16 protein-coding genes are annotated in these 18,355 nt (G+C 41.2%); 8 read left to right on the top strand and 8 right to left on the bottom strand.

The window, feature by feature from the left end; genetic code table 11:
• The first annotated feature begins 3 nt into the window (after window positions 1–3).
• A complete protein-coding gene (locus tag J2X77_RS15295) occupies window positions 4–1,005 on the top strand; it encodes an acyltransferase family protein (RefSeq protein ID WP_310081423.1) in 1,002 nt (333 codons plus the stop codon).
• Between the two features lie 21 nt (window positions 1,006–1,026).
• On the opposite strand, the gene J2X77_RS15290 is transcribed toward J2X77_RS15295, so the two are convergent.
• Window positions 1,027–1,491: a copper resistance protein NlpE gene (locus J2X77_RS15290; RefSeq protein WP_310081421.1), complete on the bottom strand. Its 465-nt coding sequence runs from the start codon at window positions 1,489–1,491 to the stop codon at window positions 1,027–1,029.
• A gap of 197 nt (window positions 1,492–1,688) precedes the next feature.
• Window positions 1,689–2,063: a DUF3127 domain-containing protein gene (locus tag J2X77_RS15285; RefSeq protein ID WP_070570272.1), complete on the bottom strand. Its 375-nt coding sequence runs from the start codon at window positions 2,061–2,063 to the stop codon at window positions 1,689–1,691.
• A 77-nt stretch (window positions 2,064–2,140) separates the two neighbouring features.
• Here J2X77_RS15285 and J2X77_RS15280 point away from each other — a divergent pair, with 77 nt between their 5' ends.
• The 7 genes from J2X77_RS15280 to J2X77_RS15250 all read left to right on the top strand — a co-directional run bounded on the left by J2X77_RS15280 (window position 2,141) and on the right by J2X77_RS15250 (window position 9,040).
• A complete protein-coding gene (locus tag J2X77_RS15280) occupies window positions 2,141–3,322 on the top strand; it encodes a class I SAM-dependent RNA methyltransferase (RefSeq protein WP_310081587.1) in 1,182 nt (393 codons plus the stop codon).
• A complete protein-coding gene (locus J2X77_RS15275) occupies window positions 3,315–3,962 on the top strand; it encodes an HD domain-containing protein (protein WP_293957070.1) in 648 nt (215 codons plus the stop codon). The genes J2X77_RS15280 and J2X77_RS15275 overlap by 8 nt, the downstream gene beginning before the upstream one ends.
• 251 nt (window positions 3,963–4,213) lie before the next feature.
• The gene (locus tag J2X77_RS15270; RefSeq protein ID WP_310081415.1) at window positions 4,214–4,981 is read left to right on the top strand and encodes a glycerophosphodiester phosphodiesterase family protein; all 768 of its coding nucleotides are present in this window, start codon (window positions 4,214–4,216) and stop codon (window positions 4,979–4,981) included.
• Window positions 4,982–5,081: 100 nt separating this feature from the next.
• The gene (locus tag J2X77_RS15265) at window positions 5,082–5,918 is read left to right on the top strand and encodes an endonuclease/exonuclease/phosphatase family protein (protein WP_209578113.1); all 837 of its coding nucleotides are present in this window, start codon (window positions 5,082–5,084) and stop codon (window positions 5,916–5,918) included.
• A 234-nt stretch (window positions 5,919–6,152) separates the two neighbouring features.
• Window positions 6,153–6,977 (top strand): DUF4197 domain-containing protein, encoded by an 825-nt coding sequence (locus J2X77_RS15260; RefSeq protein WP_209578112.1) that lies wholly within the window; start codon window positions 6,153–6,155, stop codon window positions 6,975–6,977.
• Window positions 6,978–7,091: 114 nt separating this feature from the next.
• The gene (gene pepT / locus J2X77_RS15255) at window positions 7,092–8,354 is read left to right on the top strand and encodes a peptidase T (protein WP_209578111.1); all 1,263 of its coding nucleotides are present in this window, start codon (window positions 7,092–7,094) and stop codon (window positions 8,352–8,354) included.
• Between the two features lie 122 nt (window positions 8,355–8,476).
• Window positions 8,477–9,040: a nitroreductase gene (locus J2X77_RS15250; protein WP_209578110.1), complete on the top strand. Its 564-nt coding sequence runs from the start codon at window positions 8,477–8,479 to the stop codon at window positions 9,038–9,040.
• Window positions 9,041–9,110: 70 nt separating this feature from the next.
• Here the strand turns inward: J2X77_RS15250 and J2X77_RS15245 are convergent, their stop codons facing one another.
• The 6 genes from J2X77_RS15245 to J2X77_RS15220 form a co-directional block, all read right to left on the bottom strand.
• Window positions 9,111–9,818, bottom strand: a complete 708-nt coding sequence (locus J2X77_RS15245; RefSeq protein WP_209578109.1) for a hypothetical protein — start codon at window positions 9,816–9,818, stop codon at window positions 9,111–9,113.
• Window positions 9,808–10,356: an RNA polymerase sigma factor gene (locus J2X77_RS15240; protein ID WP_209578108.1), complete on the bottom strand. Its 549-nt coding sequence runs from the start codon at window positions 10,354–10,356 to the stop codon at window positions 9,808–9,810. Before J2X77_RS15240 ends, J2X77_RS15245 begins: the two co-directional genes overlap by 11 nt.
• Window positions 10,357–10,500: 144 nt before the next feature.
• Window positions 10,501–13,098 carry a TonB-dependent receptor domain-containing protein gene (locus tag J2X77_RS15235; protein WP_209578107.1) on the bottom strand — a complete coding sequence of 866 codons (2,598 nt, stop codon included), beginning with the start codon at window positions 13,096–13,098 and terminating at the stop codon, window positions 10,501–10,503.
• 773 nt (window positions 13,099–13,871) lie between these two features.
• The gene (locus J2X77_RS15230; RefSeq protein WP_209578106.1) at window positions 13,872–15,128 is read right to left on the bottom strand and encodes a YeiH family protein; all 1,257 of its coding nucleotides are present in this window, start codon (window positions 15,126–15,128) and stop codon (window positions 13,872–13,874) included.
• A gap of 121 nt (window positions 15,129–15,249) precedes the next feature.
• Complete coding sequence (locus J2X77_RS15225; protein WP_209578105.1) at window positions 15,250–17,031, bottom strand: acyl-CoA dehydrogenase family protein; 1,782 nt, start codon at window positions 17,029–17,031, stop codon at window positions 15,250–15,252.
• Between the two features lie 137 nt (window positions 17,032–17,168).
• A complete protein-coding gene (locus J2X77_RS15220) occupies window positions 17,169–18,344 on the bottom strand; it encodes an acetyl-CoA C-acyltransferase (RefSeq protein ID WP_209578104.1) in 1,176 nt (391 codons plus the stop codon).
• Window positions 18,345–18,355 lie beyond the last annotated feature (11 nt).

Genomic DNA, 18,355 nt, shown 5'->3' with positions numbered 1-18,355 from the left:
CGAATGACCAAGACCAATTATATCAGTGTACTACGTATTGTGGCGATTGCGCTCGTCCTCTTGATCCATTCTTCTTCAGGTTATCTGAATAGCAATGAATTGGAGTCATTCGATTGGAATTATGCCAATTGGCTCAATGGCTTTGCGCGCTTTTCAGTACCCCTATTTGTCATCATCTCAGGCGCACTGCTGCTACAGAAAGACGAAAGCACGGGACAGTTTTACCGAAAGCGTCTGTTAAAAATTGTCCCGCCTTTTCTTTTTTGGACTGTCGTCTATCTTGTCTATTATTTCATTCGTTACATTGATTTTGACTACATCGGTTTTCCACAAGTTATTAACATTGTGTTAATTCGCTTAAAGTCAGGAACGAATGCACACCTTTGGTATCTATATATGATACTTGGGCTTTACCTCGCAGTTCCATTTATCCGTAAAATTGTGGGCAACTGCAGTAAAAGAGAGCTTGAGATCTTTTTGGGATTGTGGTTTGCAGCGTTGTTTTTCATGAATAAATGGTTTAATAGTGTCCTACCTAATTTTGATCTGACTTTTTTCTCGGGCTATACGGGGTATTTAGTCTTGGGCCATTATCTGCGCAATTACCCGATTCGGATGGCAAAATTGTCGAGTTTTACATTTTTTCTGATGTGCTGTCTGACGACTACTGTAGGAACATATTATCTGAGTGTGTCACGAGGGGAATTTGATCCGACACTCTACAATTATCTTTCGCCGAATATCGCCTTAAGCGCCGGCTTTTTATTTATCTTCGTTCAAGGTCTTAAACTCCCAGAACAGCTCAACGCTTTCTGGGAATTTATCGACATTCACAGCTTTGGCATTTACTTATGCCATATTTTATTGCTGAATTATATTCATCCTTTGCTTCCATTATCCATTCTGTGGAAAATCCCGGCAGCAACGGTTCTCACCCTGTTGGCGAGTGCCTTACTGACGTATCTTCTCCGAAAAGTTCCGTATGGCAAATATGTCAGTGGCTAATTCGGTTATCGCCGCTTTACTTTATAATTTTTCTCCTTCAACCTTATTGTAAACATAAAGATGTGCGTTGGGACCATCGATTTCATGACCTTCCTGATCCAGTCCAATCAACTTATTTTCCCCTACCTTTAATTTTATATCGGTTTCTTTCCCTGTCAGATGAACGACAGACCCGTTGTTGTGCCACATGATTTTGCCACTGTCCTCGACTTTGGAATTTTTATTTATATATTCACTCACAATAGTGAATGTGTTGTTACTTTTTAAGGTAATGTTGGTTTTTATTCCTTCACAATCGGCACAGGGAATAGTAGCTTCGTAGGTACCGGGCCAATCCAGCGAATTTTGCGATGTATGGGCATTATCTGCTGCCGCAGTCTCATATGCAGTAGAATCTGCAGCTGTATGCTGGCTATTTTTTGAAGTTTGATTGCAAGCACTTAGCGAAATCGCTGCTAAGCAAAAATAGAATACGGGTAATTTCATAGCTGTTATTTTTTGATTTAAAAACATCCAACAGCAAGCAATTTCAGCGCCAAGAAAAGTAGCGGTTGGTATTAGGCTATCTGTATTATAAAAAAGGCTTCTTGAAGAAGCCTTTTTTATTGTAGATAACTATATTGCTTACAGTTTAAACAATCTATTTTACCGCTAACGCGGGTGTTGCATAAGTTCTATTCCGATTAGAATGGTAGATCATCATCATCTGATGAACCCGCCAAATCTACAGGAGCAGGCATATCTGCGTAACCTGGAGAAGATGGTGCCGGAGCAGCATTACCTAATTTTGTTACACGCCATGCAACCAATGAGTTAAAATAAGTTGTTACGCCATCTTTATTCGTCCAGGGACGACCACGAAGATTAAAAGATACTTCTACCTCTTCACCAATCGCTAAGTTATCAAAAATTGACGTTCTGTCTTGTGTAGCTTCAAAACGGATATATTCAACAAATTGTGGGTTTTCGGCATAAGCTACAATCATATCGCGTTTTTTGAATGATTCTGTCACTTGTTGTGTCGCTCCTATCTCGTGTACTTTTCCTCTAATTTCCATAATCAAAAAAATAAATATTAAAACGTAAAATTAAGCAATTTTTGAGGAAGAGTTTAATTAACTTTGTACAAAATATGATGGAAGTTTTCAACACCCCCAATAAAGTTATTATAACGTGCAATAAGCGCTTATCTCCTTATTTGCAGCAGGAAGTTAAAGAGTTAGGTTTTGACATTGTCAGAGCATTTCCCACAGGAGTAGAATTAAAGGTCAGTATAAATGATACGATCAAGCTGAATCTGAACCTACGTACAGCATCTCAGATTTTGTATTCGTTAAAAGAGTTTAAAGCCAATAATCCCACGGAGCTTTATGAACAATTAAGTCAAATTGCCTGGGAAGAACTCATTCAATTTGACGGATACTTCTCGGTCAGTTCCAATGTGGATAATGAAACAATCAGCACGCCTTTATTTGCAAACGTAAAGGTTAAAGATGCCATCGTGGATCGCATTAAGGAAAAAAAGGGTATGCGCCCTAATTCAGGTCCAGACAACAATAAAGCTGTTGTACACCTGTATTGGAAAGATGACCGCGCAGAAATTTTCATCGATACTTCCGGTGAGACCCTAGCAAAACATGGTTATCGCAAGATCCCTGGAAAAGCGCCGATGCTGGAAGCTCTTGCTGCCTCAACAATTATGGCCTCCAAATGGGATGGCAATGCGCCATTTGTAAATCCGATGTGCGGTTCCGGAACGTTAGCGATTGAAGCCGCTCTGATTGCAACAAACAGGAAACCGGGTTTGCTGCGCATGAATTACTCTTTTATGCATTTCATCGGTTATGATGAAACTATTTTCTTCCAGGAGCGCAGACTACTGAAAGATCAGATCAATAAAAAAGCGGCCCCACAAATTATTGCAAGTGATATTTCGGAAGAAGCGATCAATGTTTCCAAGATGAATGCCAGAACTGCTGGTGTGGAACAATTAATTTCATTTGAAGTATGCGATTTTGCCGAAACGCACGTTCCTAAAGAGGAAGGTGGCGTTATTTTATTCAATCCTGAATACGGTGAACGTCTAGGCACGCACAGCAAACTGGAAATTACCTACAAGCGTATGGGGGATTTCATGAAGCAGGAGTGCAAGGGGTATAGAGGCTATATATTTACAGGGAACCCAGATTTGGCAAAGAAAATTGGGCTGCGTGCATCCCGAAGGATAGAGTTTTATAATGGTAAATTAGATTGTAGATTATTAGAATACGAATTATACGAGGGTACTCGCGAAAAAACAAAAGTATTGTATGAATAACATTATTGAGCGCACAGTAGCATTTGTGCAAGACCGATTGAAATTTGCAGAAGCAGGCCACGATTGGTCGCATATTCAACGCGTATGGAACAATACGAAGTTAATTTTAGAAAATGAAACGGCGGATGTCATGGTCTGCGAATTGGCCGCGCTATTACATGACATTGCTGACAGTAAGTTTCATGATGGCGACGAAACTGTAGGCCCTCGTGTTGCCGGAGAATTTTTGGCAAGTCTAGAAATTTCGCCTGAGATCATTGACCATGTTAAAAAAATTATCTTCAACATGTCTTTCAAAGCCAGCCTAGGCGAAGTGTCATTCCATTCGAAAGAGATGGAGATCGTACAAGATGCTGATCGCCTGGATGCCATCGGAGCCATTGGTATTGCCCGCGCATTCAGCTTTGGCGGAAATAAGGGACGTGAGATGTATAACCCTAACATTCCTGTGCAGGAATATAAGGATAAAGAGGCATACAAACATTCGGAAGCTCCTACAATCAATCACTTCTACGAAAAACTCTTATTGCTAAAGGATAAGATGAATACAGAGGCTGCGAAGAAAATAGCAGCACATCGCCACGATTATATGCTCAGCTTCCTAGATGAGTTTATAGCCGAATGGAATGGTAAAAAATAAATTACACTTAACAATTACTAAATATAAAAGTGGTACTTTAGATCTTGTACATGGAGATAAAAAGTGCCACTTTTTTGCTTTCTATAACGTCAGCTTTAAAAATTATTCGCAAGATGATGATATGATCAGTGGTGCTCTTATGCGGTTTACAACATAATCTTTAAGATTATGTGTTCAAAAACAGGAATAAATCAACGGGTGAAACGCAGACTTTATGGCGTTTAAAACAAACACTCATACATAATTATAGCATGAAAAAACATATTTTTAGCTGCCTTACGCTAGCCATGGTGATCTCATCCTCGGCATTATTTGCACAAACTAAAGCCATTGCACATCGTGGCGTATGGAAAAACAGCCACCTTCCCCAAAATTCAATTGCATCGTTAACTGCTGCCCACGATCTCAAGCTTTTTGGCTCCGAGTTTGATGTGCATCTGACCAAAGACAACATATTGGTTGTCAACCATGACAATGATTTCTATGGTATTGATATTGCTACAGCAACGTATAAGGAACTTCTAGAAAAGAAGCATCCCAACGGCGAATCCATTCCCACCTTGGAAGAATACCTTATCGCTGGAAAAAAACTAAAAGGCTTGCGTCTTATCCTCGAATTGAAAATTAATAAACTCGGCGTCGAGCGTACGCTTGAAGCGACCACAAAGACGGTAGAAATGGTCAAAAACTTAAAGGCAGAGAAAGTCACCGACTATATTTCTTTTAGTTTTGAGGCTTGTCAGAAGATTCACGAGATGGCTCCAAAGGCCAATATCCAATACCTTACGGGTGACAAATCTCCGGCTGAGGTAAAGGCTGCCGGAATAAATGGATTGGATTATCATTTTTCAGTTTTCAAAAAGAATGGCACATGGTTGAAAGATGCACATCAACTTGGTATGAAAGTGAACGCATGGACAGTGAATACTGCTGAGGAGATGACCAATTTAATCAATCAGAATATTGATTTTATTACAACGGACGAGCCTGAACTGTTGCTCCGTGTATTAAAGAAATAAGAATGCTTTAACATAGTCATGGCCCACAATCAGCCGATTAACCAGAAGGCCGACTTCGTGGTCATAACCAAATCAACATCATTTAAAAACGAAACTACTCATGAAAAAAAGTCTTTTTCTATTTTTAGCGCTCTGCCTTTCCTTTCTGTCTCATGCCCAAGAATTTATTGCGGGCAGCTATAATATCCGCCAAAGAAACACTGTCGATGTTGACAACATGTGGAACGACCGTAAAGTTCCGTTAACCAATCTGATCAAATACCACGGCTTCGCTATTTTTGGTATTCAGGAGGGATTCTTTGATCAGGTTCAAGATCTTAAAAAGCTGCTTCCTGGATTTGATTACGTGGGAGTTGGACGCGACGATGGCGCTCAGGAAGGTGAGCATTCAGCTATTTTCTACAATTCAAATCGCTTTAAAGCTATAAAGAGTGGTACTTTTTGGCTTTCAGCAACCGATACCGAACACCCGAATAAAGGCTGGGATGCAGCATTACCGCGGATCTGCACCTGGGGTATTTTTGAAGACAAGGCCAACAAAAAGCGCTTTATCTTTATGAACACGCACTTTGATCATATCGGCCGTACGGCACGTACCGAAAGTGCCAAATTGATTTTGGCAAAAGCAAAAGAGTTTGCCAAAGATTTACCGTTGATTTTAACTGGAGACTTCAATGTCGATGAAAAGGATGAGGCGTATTTCACCTTGGCGAACAGTAAAGTCGTCACTGACGTACACGAATTGGCACCATTCAAATACGAACCCAATTCCTCCTTCAATGGCTGGGGCAAAAGCACCACACCAACAGGTCGCATTGACCATATCTTTATCACCAAACCTTTTCAGGTCAAAAAATACGGTATCCTCACCGATACTTACATGAATAAATTTCCTTCAGATCACTTCCCAGTGGCAACGACACTCTCCTGGAAATAATATTGTGTGAACAACAACCGATCGCTGAAACAGCAGGTTCGATGAGGACCTGCTGTTTTCGTTTGGATTGTATCAATTAAAGTGATTTGGAGTTATGGCATCCGTACGATCTCTCCACATCGCTGTAGCCTATCTGCTACGATTCTAGACAATCTGCGGAGTTGGCTGAAATTGGCTTAAACTTTCACACATATTAACAGTCGATATACCTAATTTTGGCAGCAAAACAATAACATGATGAAATTTCCACTATTATATTGTACACTACTTGTCTCAGCATTACTTTATTCCAATACCAGCGAAGGACAGATTTTTAAGAAAATCACGGAGGCTTTGGCAAAAGCAAATCAGGGTCAAACCGACAGTGCTAAAACGACGTCTGCTTCAGGCACTACAGCAACATCATCAAAAAACAACACCTTAGCGTCTTTATCCAATAGCGATGCTTCATTAGGAATTAAACAGGCTCTAAGCAATGGTTTAAATATGAGCATCGAATCTTTGGCCAAGAAAGATGGTTTTTTAGGGGATGCAACGGTAAAAATTCTAATGCCTGCAGAAGCACAAAAGGTAGAAAAAACGTTGCGTGCAGTTGGTATGGGAAAATTATGCGATCAATTTATACAAAGTATGAACAGAGCGGCGGAGGGAGCTGTTAAAGAAGCTGCCCCCGTATTTGTGAACGCTCTTTCAAAGATGACGATTACAGATGCGACGAATATCCTGTTGGGCAGCAAAGAAGATGCTGCGACAACGTTCTTTAAAACAAATACATCGACTGAATTAACAGACAAGTTTCGTCCTGTCATTAAATCTGCCATGGGTACAAACAATGTGGATCAGTACTGGACGCAATTGACAACAGCTTATAATAACCTCCCTTTAGGCAATAAAGTGGAAACAAATCTTACGGCATACGTTACCCAAAAGGCTATAGATGGTTTATTTATCAAAGTCGCTGACCAAGAATCAAAAATTAGACATAATATCGGTGGCAGCAGAAATACCAATATTTTACAGCAGGTATTCGGTTATGCCGACGAGAAAAAATTTAAATAGCGTCATATGTGTTTAATAAAGGACAATTTGTTTGTAATGCAACACAATTAAATTGCAAATAAAAAGCAATTTATCTAAGTTTGACCACCCTTATCACATTAAGGCTATTAGAAAATGAGCACATTTGAGATCAATAACATACATGATTTTTCGGTGTCCGAAAGATTTCAACGCTATGTACAGATTGACACCCAGTCTGATGCAAATTCACCAACATGCCCTTCTACGGAAAAGCAAAAAAACCTTGGCGAGTTACTGGTAACGGAGTTGTTAGCATTAGGCATTTCAGACGCTGCTATGGACGAAAATGGCTACATCTATGCAACCATTCCAGCGAATAGTTCCAAGAAAGTTCCTGTTATCTGCTTTTGTTCTCATATGGATACTTCTCCGGACTCTTCGGGGAAAGATGTTAAACCTTTGTTACACAAGAACTATCAGGGGCAAAACTTGGTACTTCCTGACGACAGTAGTGTTATCATCAAATATGCGGAGCATCCAGACTTGGCCAATCAAATTGGCAATGATATCATTACTGCAAGCGGCACCACTTTGCTGGGAGCTGATGACAAAGCTGGTGTGGCCGAAATCATGGATGCTGCCCGTTTGTTGATGAAACATCCTGAAATTAAACATGGCGATATCAAAATACTTTTTACGCCAGACGAAGAGATTGGCAGAGGCGTAGATAAAGCTGATCTAAAACGTTTAGCAGCGGATTTTGCCTATACAATGGATGGTGAGCGAGCGGGAACCATTGAGGATGAGACATTTTCAGCTGATGGAGCTACCTTGACCATTCATGGTGTATCTGTACACCCGGGTTTTGCTAAAGGGAAGATGCAAAGTGCTATCAAAATCGCCAGTGCTGTAATTGATGCGTTACCGAAAGATAGACTTTCCCCTGAAAGTACCAGTAAAAAAGACGGCTTTGTACATCCCGTTCATATCAGCGGTTCGGTAGAAAAAGCAGAAATTCAATTTATCATACGCGATCATGTGACCGCCAATCTCAAGAAGCACGAAGACGAACTGGAGGAAATTGCAAAATCGATCGTGGAGAAATATCCAAATTGTACGTATACTTTCGCTGTAAAAGAACAATACCGTAATATGAAAGAAGTGCTGGATCAGCATCCACAAATTATGGAAATCGGCATGGAGGCGATCAACCGCGCAGGAATGGTAGCCGAAAGGAGAAGTATCCGTGGCGGAACAGATGGCTCGCGCCTTTCATTTATGAGCTTACCTTGTCCGAATATTTTTGCCGGAGGCCATGCTTTCCATGGAAAACAAGAATGGGTATCGGTACAGGATATGGAAAAAGCGGTCAAAACAATTTTACATGTCGTATCTTTATGGGAAGAGAAAGCATAGTTGGACTTCATCCTACCAAAGGCATTGCGATGCCTAAAAGCAATACCAATTCATGAGCAAATAGCCGAGTGCAACGGGTTCATTTATACAGTTAAAAAGTAGACACGCATAAATAATTAACAATGAAAAACGACGTATTACAAGCGATACATTACAGAAGATCCGTATTTCAAGCTTCTTTTACAGAAGAAGAAGTGAGTAAAGAAGATATCTTGAATATTTTGGAAGCAGCTAACGCAGCTCCAACTCATAAAAGAACACAACCTTGGCGTTTTGTGATCTTCCGTAAAGAAGGGTTAGAACGTTTAGGCGCCGAATTGTCACGTATTTACAAATCGGTAACACCAGCGGAGAAATATACGGAGGCAACAGAAATAACCATGGGTAAAAAAGCAACCCAGTCAAACGTTGCAATTGCGATTGTTGTCAACTATACGGGAGAAGTTCCTGAATGGGAAGAGCTGGCATGTACCGCTGCTGCAGTTGAAAACATGTGGTTAGCTGCGCACTCGCTAAATATCGGCGGATACTGGGCAACCCCAGGTTTAATCAATCACTTGGGTAGATTCTTAAATCTCGAAGAAAATCAAAAATGTATCGGTCTATTCTATTTAGGGCATCATCAATCTGAGCCACGTGAACCGAACCGTACACCAATTGAGGAAAAGATTCGCTGGGAAGAATAAACTGTATTCCTCTCCTATAGAATAACAGCCCATTTCTTACAAAATGGGCTGTTATTTAAAACATCGATCTCTATTTCTTTTCAATTCCAAAACAATGGGGTGGTTTAATCACATTTGCTTGCGCTTGATTTTTTTCATCTTTGACAGGGAAAACGATCTTCAGCCGACCTTTTGTTCCCTGCCATTTTGGTCCCTTCTGCAGCAGTCGAATCGCTTCATTGAGGAGTGACGACTCCGGTTGTCCCTCGGCACGAATATCGGTTGGAACACCATTCTTGTCGATTATAAAATTGACAGTAATTTCTCCGCCTGTTGCCGGAGCTCCTGATTTCTGATTGAGGTACTGTTCAAACATTTTCCAGCCTTCGCGCGGTGTTGCGTCCCCCCCGTCAAGCAAAGGTTGAACAGACACCTTGTTCTCTGGTTCACTTAATTCCACATCCGTTGTACGCTCCGCTTTACCATTAAAATGTTTAAAATATAGCAGGGCCAATAAAGTCACAAACAGTACGCCTGCGGTAGCACCTATGGCCAAACGCTGCCACGTGAAATATTGGGCGTGCCGTGTCGCAACGGTATCTTCCACTCTACGAGTGAGACGTTGTTGCAGCAGGCTCAATTGCCGCGTATCTACTCCATTTTGCAATCGGTAACCGTCGATAGCATCCTGTAAAAAAGGATCCTCCAATGCTTCTCGTTCCAATTGAAACATTTCCTCCTTACTCATCAAACCATGGATGTAATTGTGGATCCGTGATAATTGATAATTATTTTCCATTTTCTTTCCTTTCCATACAGATTTTCAGATTGCGCTTTCCGTTTTGAATAGCACTTTTGACCTTATTCAAATCATATCCAGTCACATCCGCGATGTCTTTATAACATTTTTGCTCGAGATAAAACAAGCGTACACACTCTTGTTGTTCGCGATTTAAAGTTCGCATACAGCCTTCCAGTTTCTCAAAATCCTTTTCTTCCCATTTGGTTTCACTGGTATCATTTAGCTTTTGTTCGCTTTCAAACAAATTGTCTTCAATATCAACCTGCGTTGTCCGCTTATCTTTACGCAACTGCATCAAGCAATAATTTTTACTGTAAACGTGCAGCCAGCTCTTAAAATTATCGACTTCATAGTGGCGAAGCTTCTGGATAAGCTCTTCAAATATCTGCATCACAGCATCCTGACTGCGATCAGGATCTTGCAGGTATTTAAAGCATACACCATAAAGCAAAGACATATAGGGTGAATATAATTTCCCCAATGTAGACAAGTCACCGCTTGTTTTATAGTGTTGTAAAAGCTCTTTTTCGTTCATACGCAAATCATTCCCCTTAATGATGATTTAATATACAAATTTCCATATATAAAAAAAGAAGCTATTGAAAATTACCGAAAAAACAAAAACCGTCCCCATGATGAAATGGAGACGGTCGATAAGAATATCATATGATTTACGGATTTAATTCCCCTGCTTCCAATTGTATCGCAGTGTAACGCCATAAGTCCTTGGATCCGCAACTACACCTGCGTATTGCCCATAACTTCCAGGTGCCGCCAGCAACTGCTCGTAGTAATCTTTATTTGTTAGATTTCTACTCCACACAAACACCGAAATACCATTCGATCCCCTGAATCCTAGCCTGGCGTTCAAGACCGAATAGGCATCAATATTTAGGTATTGGGATGGTGAAGAACTGGACGAAAATTTAGAACGGTGAAATAGGTCTGCACCCACAAAGTAAGATCCATTAATCCCGATCAGCTTACCGCTTTTATTCGCTTCGCCACCCAGCGACCAAGACCATTTGGAAACACCAGGAAGAACGCCGCCAGAGATATCTTTAAAAGCCTGAGCTCCACCAACCTCTTCTAAAGGGACAGGTGCATTGGTAAATTTGACATATTTGGCATCTGTATAGGCTAGCGCTCCATTCAATCGGAGAAAATGTCCGATGTTGATGTTTCCATCCAATTCAACACCCTTTACACGCACCTTTTCGGCATTGGCCAGATAACCACGGTTCACACCTGGTTCAGGAGTCTGCACTTGGGTCTGATAGTCTTTGATATCCGTTTGGTAGACGGTCAGATTCAGCAGTGAATTGCGCGTCGGATTTGTTTTCACACCAATCTCCTTATGACGGACAGCTTCAGGTTTTACTTCGGCGAGATCCAGCAACACTGCTCCATTGGCTGTCGGCAATCCACCGACGTTGATACCGACAGGTTTATAGCTGATGGAATACGTTGCGTAAGCATTTATCTTCGGATTGAAACGATATCTTGCGGAGAGCTGACCAGAGAAATTGTCTGCATCCGCATTGACATCAAAAGTCTGATTGGTATATACACCGTTCTTTAAAGCAAGCAGTGCGGGGTCTGACGTCTGCAAACCACCATAGGTCTGCCTATCGTAGTTAGCCACCTTTTTATCATAATTGTAGCGCAATCCTGGGAGGATATGTAATTTTGGGGTCACAGCCCAATCGATCTGTGTGTAGGCAGCTAAGCTTGTGCTTTTAATACCATAAACGGTCTTAATTCCAAAATTATCAAATAATCCCGGTGTTTGCCATAAAGCACTCGTCGAGCTTTTTTGAAAACGCCAAAAGGCAGATCCTGTTTCTTCGGTATGTACGGGATCTGTGCCAAGATCCTGCCAAAGACCAAATAGCCCAACAACGCCGCTAACCTTTTCACTAATCTTTCCTGAATATCTGAATTCCTGTGACCATTGGTTATGGACCGAATTACCTGCTGAAACTGTATATACAGGGAGCCCTAAGTAATCGCGGTCATTCAGCGGCACCCATGTCCATGTCCGCCAGGCAGAAGTTGAGGTTAGTGTTCCCCCGCCAATCTTGATATCGGCGTTCAATGCGACCCCGCCCAATTTATTATCCGCTTTGGATTGAGTATCCAGGTCTATCTTACGCTCGAAGGCACTTTTATAAGGCAACTCGTAGCCAAGATCTTTAATAATTGCATCAAATTGTCTGTAGTCCGCACGCTGTGTCTTTACGACTCCTGCAACAGCCCAGCCGTAACCGTCAGGTCTTTGCGAGGACACATCACCGGAAATCACCAGTTTGATATTTTCAGATGGAGTAAAGAGCAATTGTCCTCTAAAACCCAGGTTGTTGATATCGTTAATCTTTCTATTGGTGTGTACATTAAAAAGATTGCCATCACGCTGTGTTCCAGAAAAGGAAACTCTCGCAGCTAAGTTTTTGGCCAGAGGTCCGGATATGGAAGTTTTCGCCTGAATAAAACCCTGATTTCCGTAACTCACTTCCACATTGGCTTCTGGTGTAAATTGTGGTAAACGTGAAGTGATATTGAATGCTCCTGCTGTTGTATTTTTTCCAAACAATGTACCCTGGGGGCCCCGCAGTACTTCGATTTGGTCAATGTCAATAAAGTCCAACCAAGTCGCTGCGGGACGTGCAATATAAACACCATCAAGATAAAACCCTACTCCCGGATCAATCCCATCATTGGTGAGACCATAAGTTGAGCCCATTCCTCGGATATTAAGCGTCGTATTACGTGCGTTCGATGCATACAACTGAACTGTAGGTACAAGCTCTTTTAGTCTATTGACATTAAAGGCACCTGCATCTTCGAGTGCTGCTCCACGAATAATAGAAATGGGAATAGGCACATCCTGTAGCTGCTCTTTACGACGGCGTGCTGTGACCACCACCTGATCCAAGGCTTCCAACCGCGGCGTAAGCTCGATTATTGCAGGAGATTGATCAATAACAATATGACGGGTTTGATACCCAACAATAGATACAATTAATGAAAAAGGTAATTTTTGTCCAGTTACAAACTGAAAAACTCCTTTACTGTCCGTTTTCACCTGGTGTGTAACAGCCTCAAGTTGCACCGTAACACCTTGCAATGGTTCTTTTGTGACGGCATCAATTACAGTACCTGTTAAAGAGGCATTTATAATAGGTTTTGGATTTTCCACTTGCGCGTAGACTTGGTAAGAGCCTGTCAAAAGCAAGCTAAAAATGACGCTAATTCGGAAAATAGCATTTTTTTTCATAAATTTATTCAGTTTAATGGTGAATCTAAACAAGTGCCAACGCCAATCGATACTTGCTTCATTGTTAAAACTTGGTAAAAGGGAAGCCTCGGCTTCCCTTTTCTAATATAAGAGAGTGTAAGAGAGAAATTTTAACAACACATTCGTTCCTTAGCGCTTTTTAAGGTCATTATACATGCTTCAACTGGAAAAAGCAATACACTTGTTTTTGCGGAGTAATCTTGTTTCATTCGTTTTATTTGTTATTTTCTTTTATTTACCTTGCCATTCACGCATCAGTTGCATGTGCATATTTATGTTGTAATTTTAAAAAGCTATGAACACATATTCTCTTTTATAAGATCAAATGCTATTGCTAGTTCGATTCATAATCAAGTTAGTTCATTTCGCCCCCTGCTCTACTTGCCTGTAAGTCAGATGACGATACAAATATATAAATATTTTTTAAAAGACTACTAATTTGATAGATTTTATAATATTTTTTTTCAAAAACACATTACCCATTAATTAACAGTCATTTATAGAAAACAAAAGGTTATTCATCGTCCACTCAGCATAAAAAATCAGGGTGGCAACAATCCTATACGCTAACAATCCAGCGAAAATCGAGAAGCAAAGCGTTTTTATAAAAAACAATGATCTGTACTATGAGCCAGAAAAAAATGCCACGCATAGCCTCGTTATGAAAACGCATAAAAAAGGCCATCCTATTTGGACGACCATCTTTACAGTCATATTATAACGATCTGTTTCACTTTGAAACACTTTCCTTCTTAGCGAAATAACACCAGTGCAATCAATAAAGTAATAATAACATTAAAAGTCTGAGCAATCAGAAAAGCATACAACGGCTTCTTATTATCTTGTACAAAAAGGTCCTTAAAATTCGTTTCCAAACCGATTGATGTAAATGCTAAGGTAAACCAAAGCCCCTGTAAGTTTTTCAAACTTCCTTTGACCGCATCTATCTTCTCAGGAGATACAATAAAAGAGAATAACAGGGAGGCTAATACAAAGCCCAATACAAATTTTGGGAAGCGTTCCCAGATAATTTTCAATGTCGGTTTATCGCGTTTGGTCTCATCATCAACAGATTTAGCATAAGTCCAATAAATACTGATCGCAAAAGCTGCTAGTCCAAGCAATACATTTTGTGAAAATTTCACAATAGTACTAATCTCCAAAGCTCTTTCACCTACGAGCGACCCGGAAGCCACTACAGCTCCCGTTGTATCAATACTACCACCAAGCCAAGCACCTGTAACCTCTTGCGACAAGCCCATCCACTCTGCCATGTAAGGCATGAAGATCATCATTGGAATAGCCGTAATCAGGACCAACGAAATCACATAGGAAAGTTTTTTACTATCGCCTTTGATCGCGCCTGAAGTTGCTATTGCAGCAGAGACACCACAAATAGATACTGCACTCGACAACATCAACGCCATCTCTTTATCAATCTTTAACTTTTTGCAGATCCAGAAAGCGAAGTACCAAACCGACAGTACGACAGCCAGCGCTTGAATAAGCCCCAAGGATCCGGCTTTGAGAATATCTCCGAAGATAACGGTGGTTCCAAGTAGAATTAGACCGATCTTGACATAAAGCTCCGTACTGAGCGCTTCTTTAAACCACTTAGGCAGTTTAAAGCAATTGCTGATAATTAACCCAATAATCAAACTAAAAATTACAGCTTCGAGATTATATTCTTTAACCGTTGCATTGCCTGCCAAAACCAAGGCAAATACCGTAAGGAAAAATACAACAGGAAATACAACTAATAAATATTTTATAGATTTTCCCAAAAGAAATGCGCCCAATAGTGCGGTTACGAATACGTAAATAAATTGCTCAAATAGCTTCATTAAATTTGCCGGGTCCAATACAGTTGATACGAGTTCGGCCGAATTATTCCACGAAAAACTAGGTACTGGTGCCACGACTCCTGATAATGCAAGAAGGATGGTAGCAATTCCCAAGATGACGACTACCCAGTCTTCTGTAAATGTAAATGATCTTGAAGATGTCATATAATGGTTAGGGTTTAAAAGGTTAAATTTAATATAATTACAGTTACTTCTGGAATTGTAACACAAAAATGGCCGAAGAGAAATCTTCGGCCATCAACCAAAACCAATAATTTATTTTCAATCAAAAACAATACTTATTCTCGTCTATCAATTTTTTTGCAATTCGCTGACGGGCATCTTTCACATTGAACGGTTGGGCTTTAGTGAATCTGCGCAAACCAACCAACATCATGTTCAGCTCGTCGCCCTCACCAAATGAATACAATGCTTCTTTGCCAGCAGCGCTGACTTTATCTATCGCACCATACAGGTAGATTTTAGCCATATCTGTTGCGTAATCAGCTTTATCAGATCCTGTATGTACCAATTTTTCCGCACGTAACAAAACAGATTCGGTGATATAAACATATCCAATAATATCGGCTATGTTCATTAGAATCTCCTCTTCTTTGGAAAGCGACATCATCAATTTCTGTACAGCAGCTCCTGCAATTAATAATCCCGCCTTTTTAAGATTTGCCACAATTTTCTTTTCTGCTGCAAAAGGTGCGTCATCCTCATCTGCAAAGTCGGGAATAGCTAAAAGCTCACCGGCTACAGCTTGCGCAGGCCCCATCAGGTCTAATTCCCCTTTCATGGCGCGTTTTAACAACATGTCTACGACGAGCAAACGATTCACTTCGTTGGTGCCTTCAAAAATCCTGTTGATCCGTGAATCCCGATAAGCACGTTCCATAGGTGCATCCGCCGAATAGCCCATTCCACCATAAATCTGTACGCCCTCATCCACCACATAATCCAACATTTCTGAACACCACACTTTGATAATAGCGCACTCGATCGCAAACTGCTCCACAGACTTCAATTTTGCTTTTGCTTCATCCATACCACCCGCAATCAGCGCATCGTAGGCGTCGTCAATATTCTGACCTGCGCGATAGGATGCCGACTCGACGGCAAATAAACGTGTTGCCATTTCGGCCAGCTTATATCGGATAGCACCGAATTTGGAAATCGGCAAATTAAATTGCACACGTTCATTGGCATACTGTACGGCATGGTTGATGACCATCCGTGCCGAACCGATCGTAGCGGCTCCAAGTTTTATACGACCAATATTTAGGATGTTTACAGCAATCTTAAATCCGTTCTCACGATCAGAAAGCATATTTTCTACCGGAACAGCACAATCATTAAAAAAGATCTGGCGTGTTGAAGATCCTTTAATACCCAATTTATGTTCTTCCGGATTCATCGTAATACCGCCAAAATCTTTCTCGACAATAAATGCCGTCAAGTTTTTATCATTATCGATTTTTGCAAATACGATAAAAATATCTGCAAAACCACCATTCGTAATCCACATTTTTTGACCATTGATCAAATAATGGGTTCCCTCAGCATTTAATTTTGCCGAGGTACGTCCCGAGTTTGCGTCCGATCCAGCGTTGGGTTCTGTCAAACAATACGACGCTTTCCATTCACCAGTAGCAAGTTTAGGAATATATTTTGCCTTTTGACTATCATTGCCATAATACAAAATAGGCAGGGTACCTATTCCTGTATGGGCTGACAGCGCGACCGCAAAGGAAAACCCACCACCTACTGCATCGGCAACGAGCATTGAAGTGTTGAAACTCTTGCCAAAACCGCCATATTCTTCGGGAATAGAAACGCCCAGCATGCCAAGTTCACCGGCCTTATCCATCAAACTGGGCATCAGACCTTCCTCTTGCGCATCGATACGGTCAAGCTTATTCAATACTTCTGTATCCAAGAAATCTAAGCAGGTCTGACGAATCATTTTAGCTTCTTCATCAAACTCTTCTGGAATAAAAACTGCGGTGTAGGGAGTCTCTCTAATCACGAACTCTCCGCCTTTAATTGCTTTATTTTCGCTCATTGTCTTTTTAGATTTATATGGACGCGCAAATTGCAGCTAAGTGATGTTGCTGTCCACCATGTTTTTTAAAATACTTCTATTAGCTATGAGATCAGAAATCCATATGCTGTTTACAGTGCTATTCTATGCGGCTAATTTTAGTCCAATAACTCAAAAATACCTGCTGCTCCCTGACCAGTTCCCACGCACATCGTCACCATCCCGTACTTTTTGCCTCTGCGTTTCAACTCGTTTAAAATTTGGACTGTTAATTTAGCTCCCGTACAGCCAAGTGGGTGACCTAAAGCGATAGCACCGCCATTGACATTCACCTTTTCTTCGTCTAACCCAAGTTCACGGATAACGGCTAGCGACTGAGACGCAAAAGCTTCATTCAGCTCAAAGAGATCAATATCTTCTTTTTTAAGCCCCGCTCTATGCAAAGCCTTAGGTATTGCATAAATGGGTCCAATCCCCATAATGCGAGGTGGAACGCCTGCCACAGCAAAACTAATGAGCTTTGCAATAGGCTTCACGCCAAGCTCTTTCACTTTAGCTTCGGACATCACTAAGACAAATGCCGCGCCGTCAGATGTTTGTGAGGAATTACCTGCAGTCACCGAACCATTTGCAGCAAAAACTGGTTTTAACTTTCCCAGAGCCTCCAAGGAGGTATCAGCGCGAGGGCCTTCATCGGTATCGACCACATATTCACGTGTTGCAATTTTGCCGTCCTTTAAATAATTTTCTTTTACAGTGATAGGCACGATACCATCTTTCAAATGGCCGTTTTGAATAGCCGCAACTGCCTTTTGGTTTGATTTAAGTGCGAATGCATCCTGGTCTTCACGGGAAACCTTGTAGTCTTTAGCGACCGCTTCAGCTGTCAACCCCATACCCCAGTACCAGTCGGGATGATCTTTGGCGACCACAGGATTGGGCACAATTTTCCAGCCGCCAAAAGGCATTCCGGACATGACTTCTACCCCGCCGGCAATAATGACATCTGCCATACCTGTCTTAATTTTCGCTACCGCTGTGGCAATAGTTTCCAACCCAGATGCGCAGTATCGATTGACAGTCACTCCGGGCACCTTATCGGTATCCAATCCCATTAAGGAAATAAAACGTGCCATATTGAGCCCCTGTTCAGCCTCTGGCATTGCATTTCCAACGATAACATCATCTATATCTTCTTTATTTAAATTCGGCACAGTAGATACGAGATGCTTAATCACATCCGATGCTAAATCATCCGCCCGCATAAAGCGAAATACTCCTCGCGGCGCTTTACCTACTGCTGTACGAAATCCTGCTACTATATATGCTTCCATTATTTTTATTT

This window comes from Sphingobacterium sp. 2149 (assembly GCF_031455655.1).
GTDB lineage: Bacteria > Bacteroidota > Bacteroidia > Sphingobacteriales > Sphingobacteriaceae > Sphingobacterium.
The sequence above is the reverse complement of the archived record's forward strand: the minus strand, read 5'-3'. Positions and strand labels throughout refer to the sequence as shown.

Coding starts and splice junctions, on each gene's coding strand:
- J2X77_RS15295 (WP_310081423.1), top strand. CDS start 4: ATGACCAAGACCAATTATATCAGTGTACTACGTATTGTGGCGATTGCG.
- J2X77_RS15290 (WP_310081421.1), bottom strand. CDS start 1,491: ATGAAATTACCCGTATTCTATTTTTGCTTAGCAGCGATTTCGCTAAGT.
- J2X77_RS15285 (WP_070570272.1), bottom strand. CDS start 2,063: ATGGAAATTAGAGGAAAAGTACACGAGATAGGAGCGACACAACAAGTG.
- J2X77_RS15280 (WP_310081587.1), top strand. CDS start 2,141: ATGGAAGTTTTCAACACCCCCAATAAAGTTATTATAACGTGCAATAAG.
- J2X77_RS15275 (WP_293957070.1), top strand. CDS start 3,315: ATGAATAACATTATTGAGCGCACAGTAGCATTTGTGCAAGACCGATTG.
- J2X77_RS15270 (WP_310081415.1), top strand. CDS start 4,214: ATGAAAAAACATATTTTTAGCTGCCTTACGCTAGCCATGGTGATCTCA.
- J2X77_RS15265 (WP_209578113.1), top strand. CDS start 5,082: ATGAAAAAAAGTCTTTTTCTATTTTTAGCGCTCTGCCTTTCCTTTCTG.
- J2X77_RS15260 (WP_209578112.1), top strand. CDS start 6,153: ATGATGAAATTTCCACTATTATATTGTACACTACTTGTCTCAGCATTA.
- pepT (WP_209578111.1), top strand. CDS start 7,092: ATGAGCACATTTGAGATCAATAACATACATGATTTTTCGGTGTCCGAA.
- J2X77_RS15250 (WP_209578110.1), top strand. CDS start 8,477: ATGAAAAACGACGTATTACAAGCGATACATTACAGAAGATCCGTATTT.
- J2X77_RS15245 (WP_209578109.1), bottom strand. CDS start 9,818: ATGGAAAATAATTATCAATTATCACGGATCCACAATTACATCCATGGT.
- J2X77_RS15240 (WP_209578108.1), bottom strand. CDS start 10,356: ATGAACGAAAAAGAGCTTTTACAACACTATAAAACAAGCGGTGACTTG.
- J2X77_RS15235 (WP_209578107.1), bottom strand. CDS start 13,098: ATGAAAAAAAATGCTATTTTCCGAATTAGCGTCATTTTTAGCTTGCTT.
- J2X77_RS15230 (WP_209578106.1), bottom strand. CDS start 15,128: ATGACATCTTCAAGATCATTTACATTTACAGAAGACTGGGTAGTCGTC.
- J2X77_RS15225 (WP_209578105.1), bottom strand. CDS start 17,031: ATGAGCGAAAATAAAGCAATTAAAGGCGGAGAGTTCGTGATTAGAGAG.
- J2X77_RS15220 (WP_209578104.1), bottom strand. CDS start 18,344: ATGGAAGCATATATAGTAGCAGGATTTCGTACAGCAGTAGGTAAAGCG.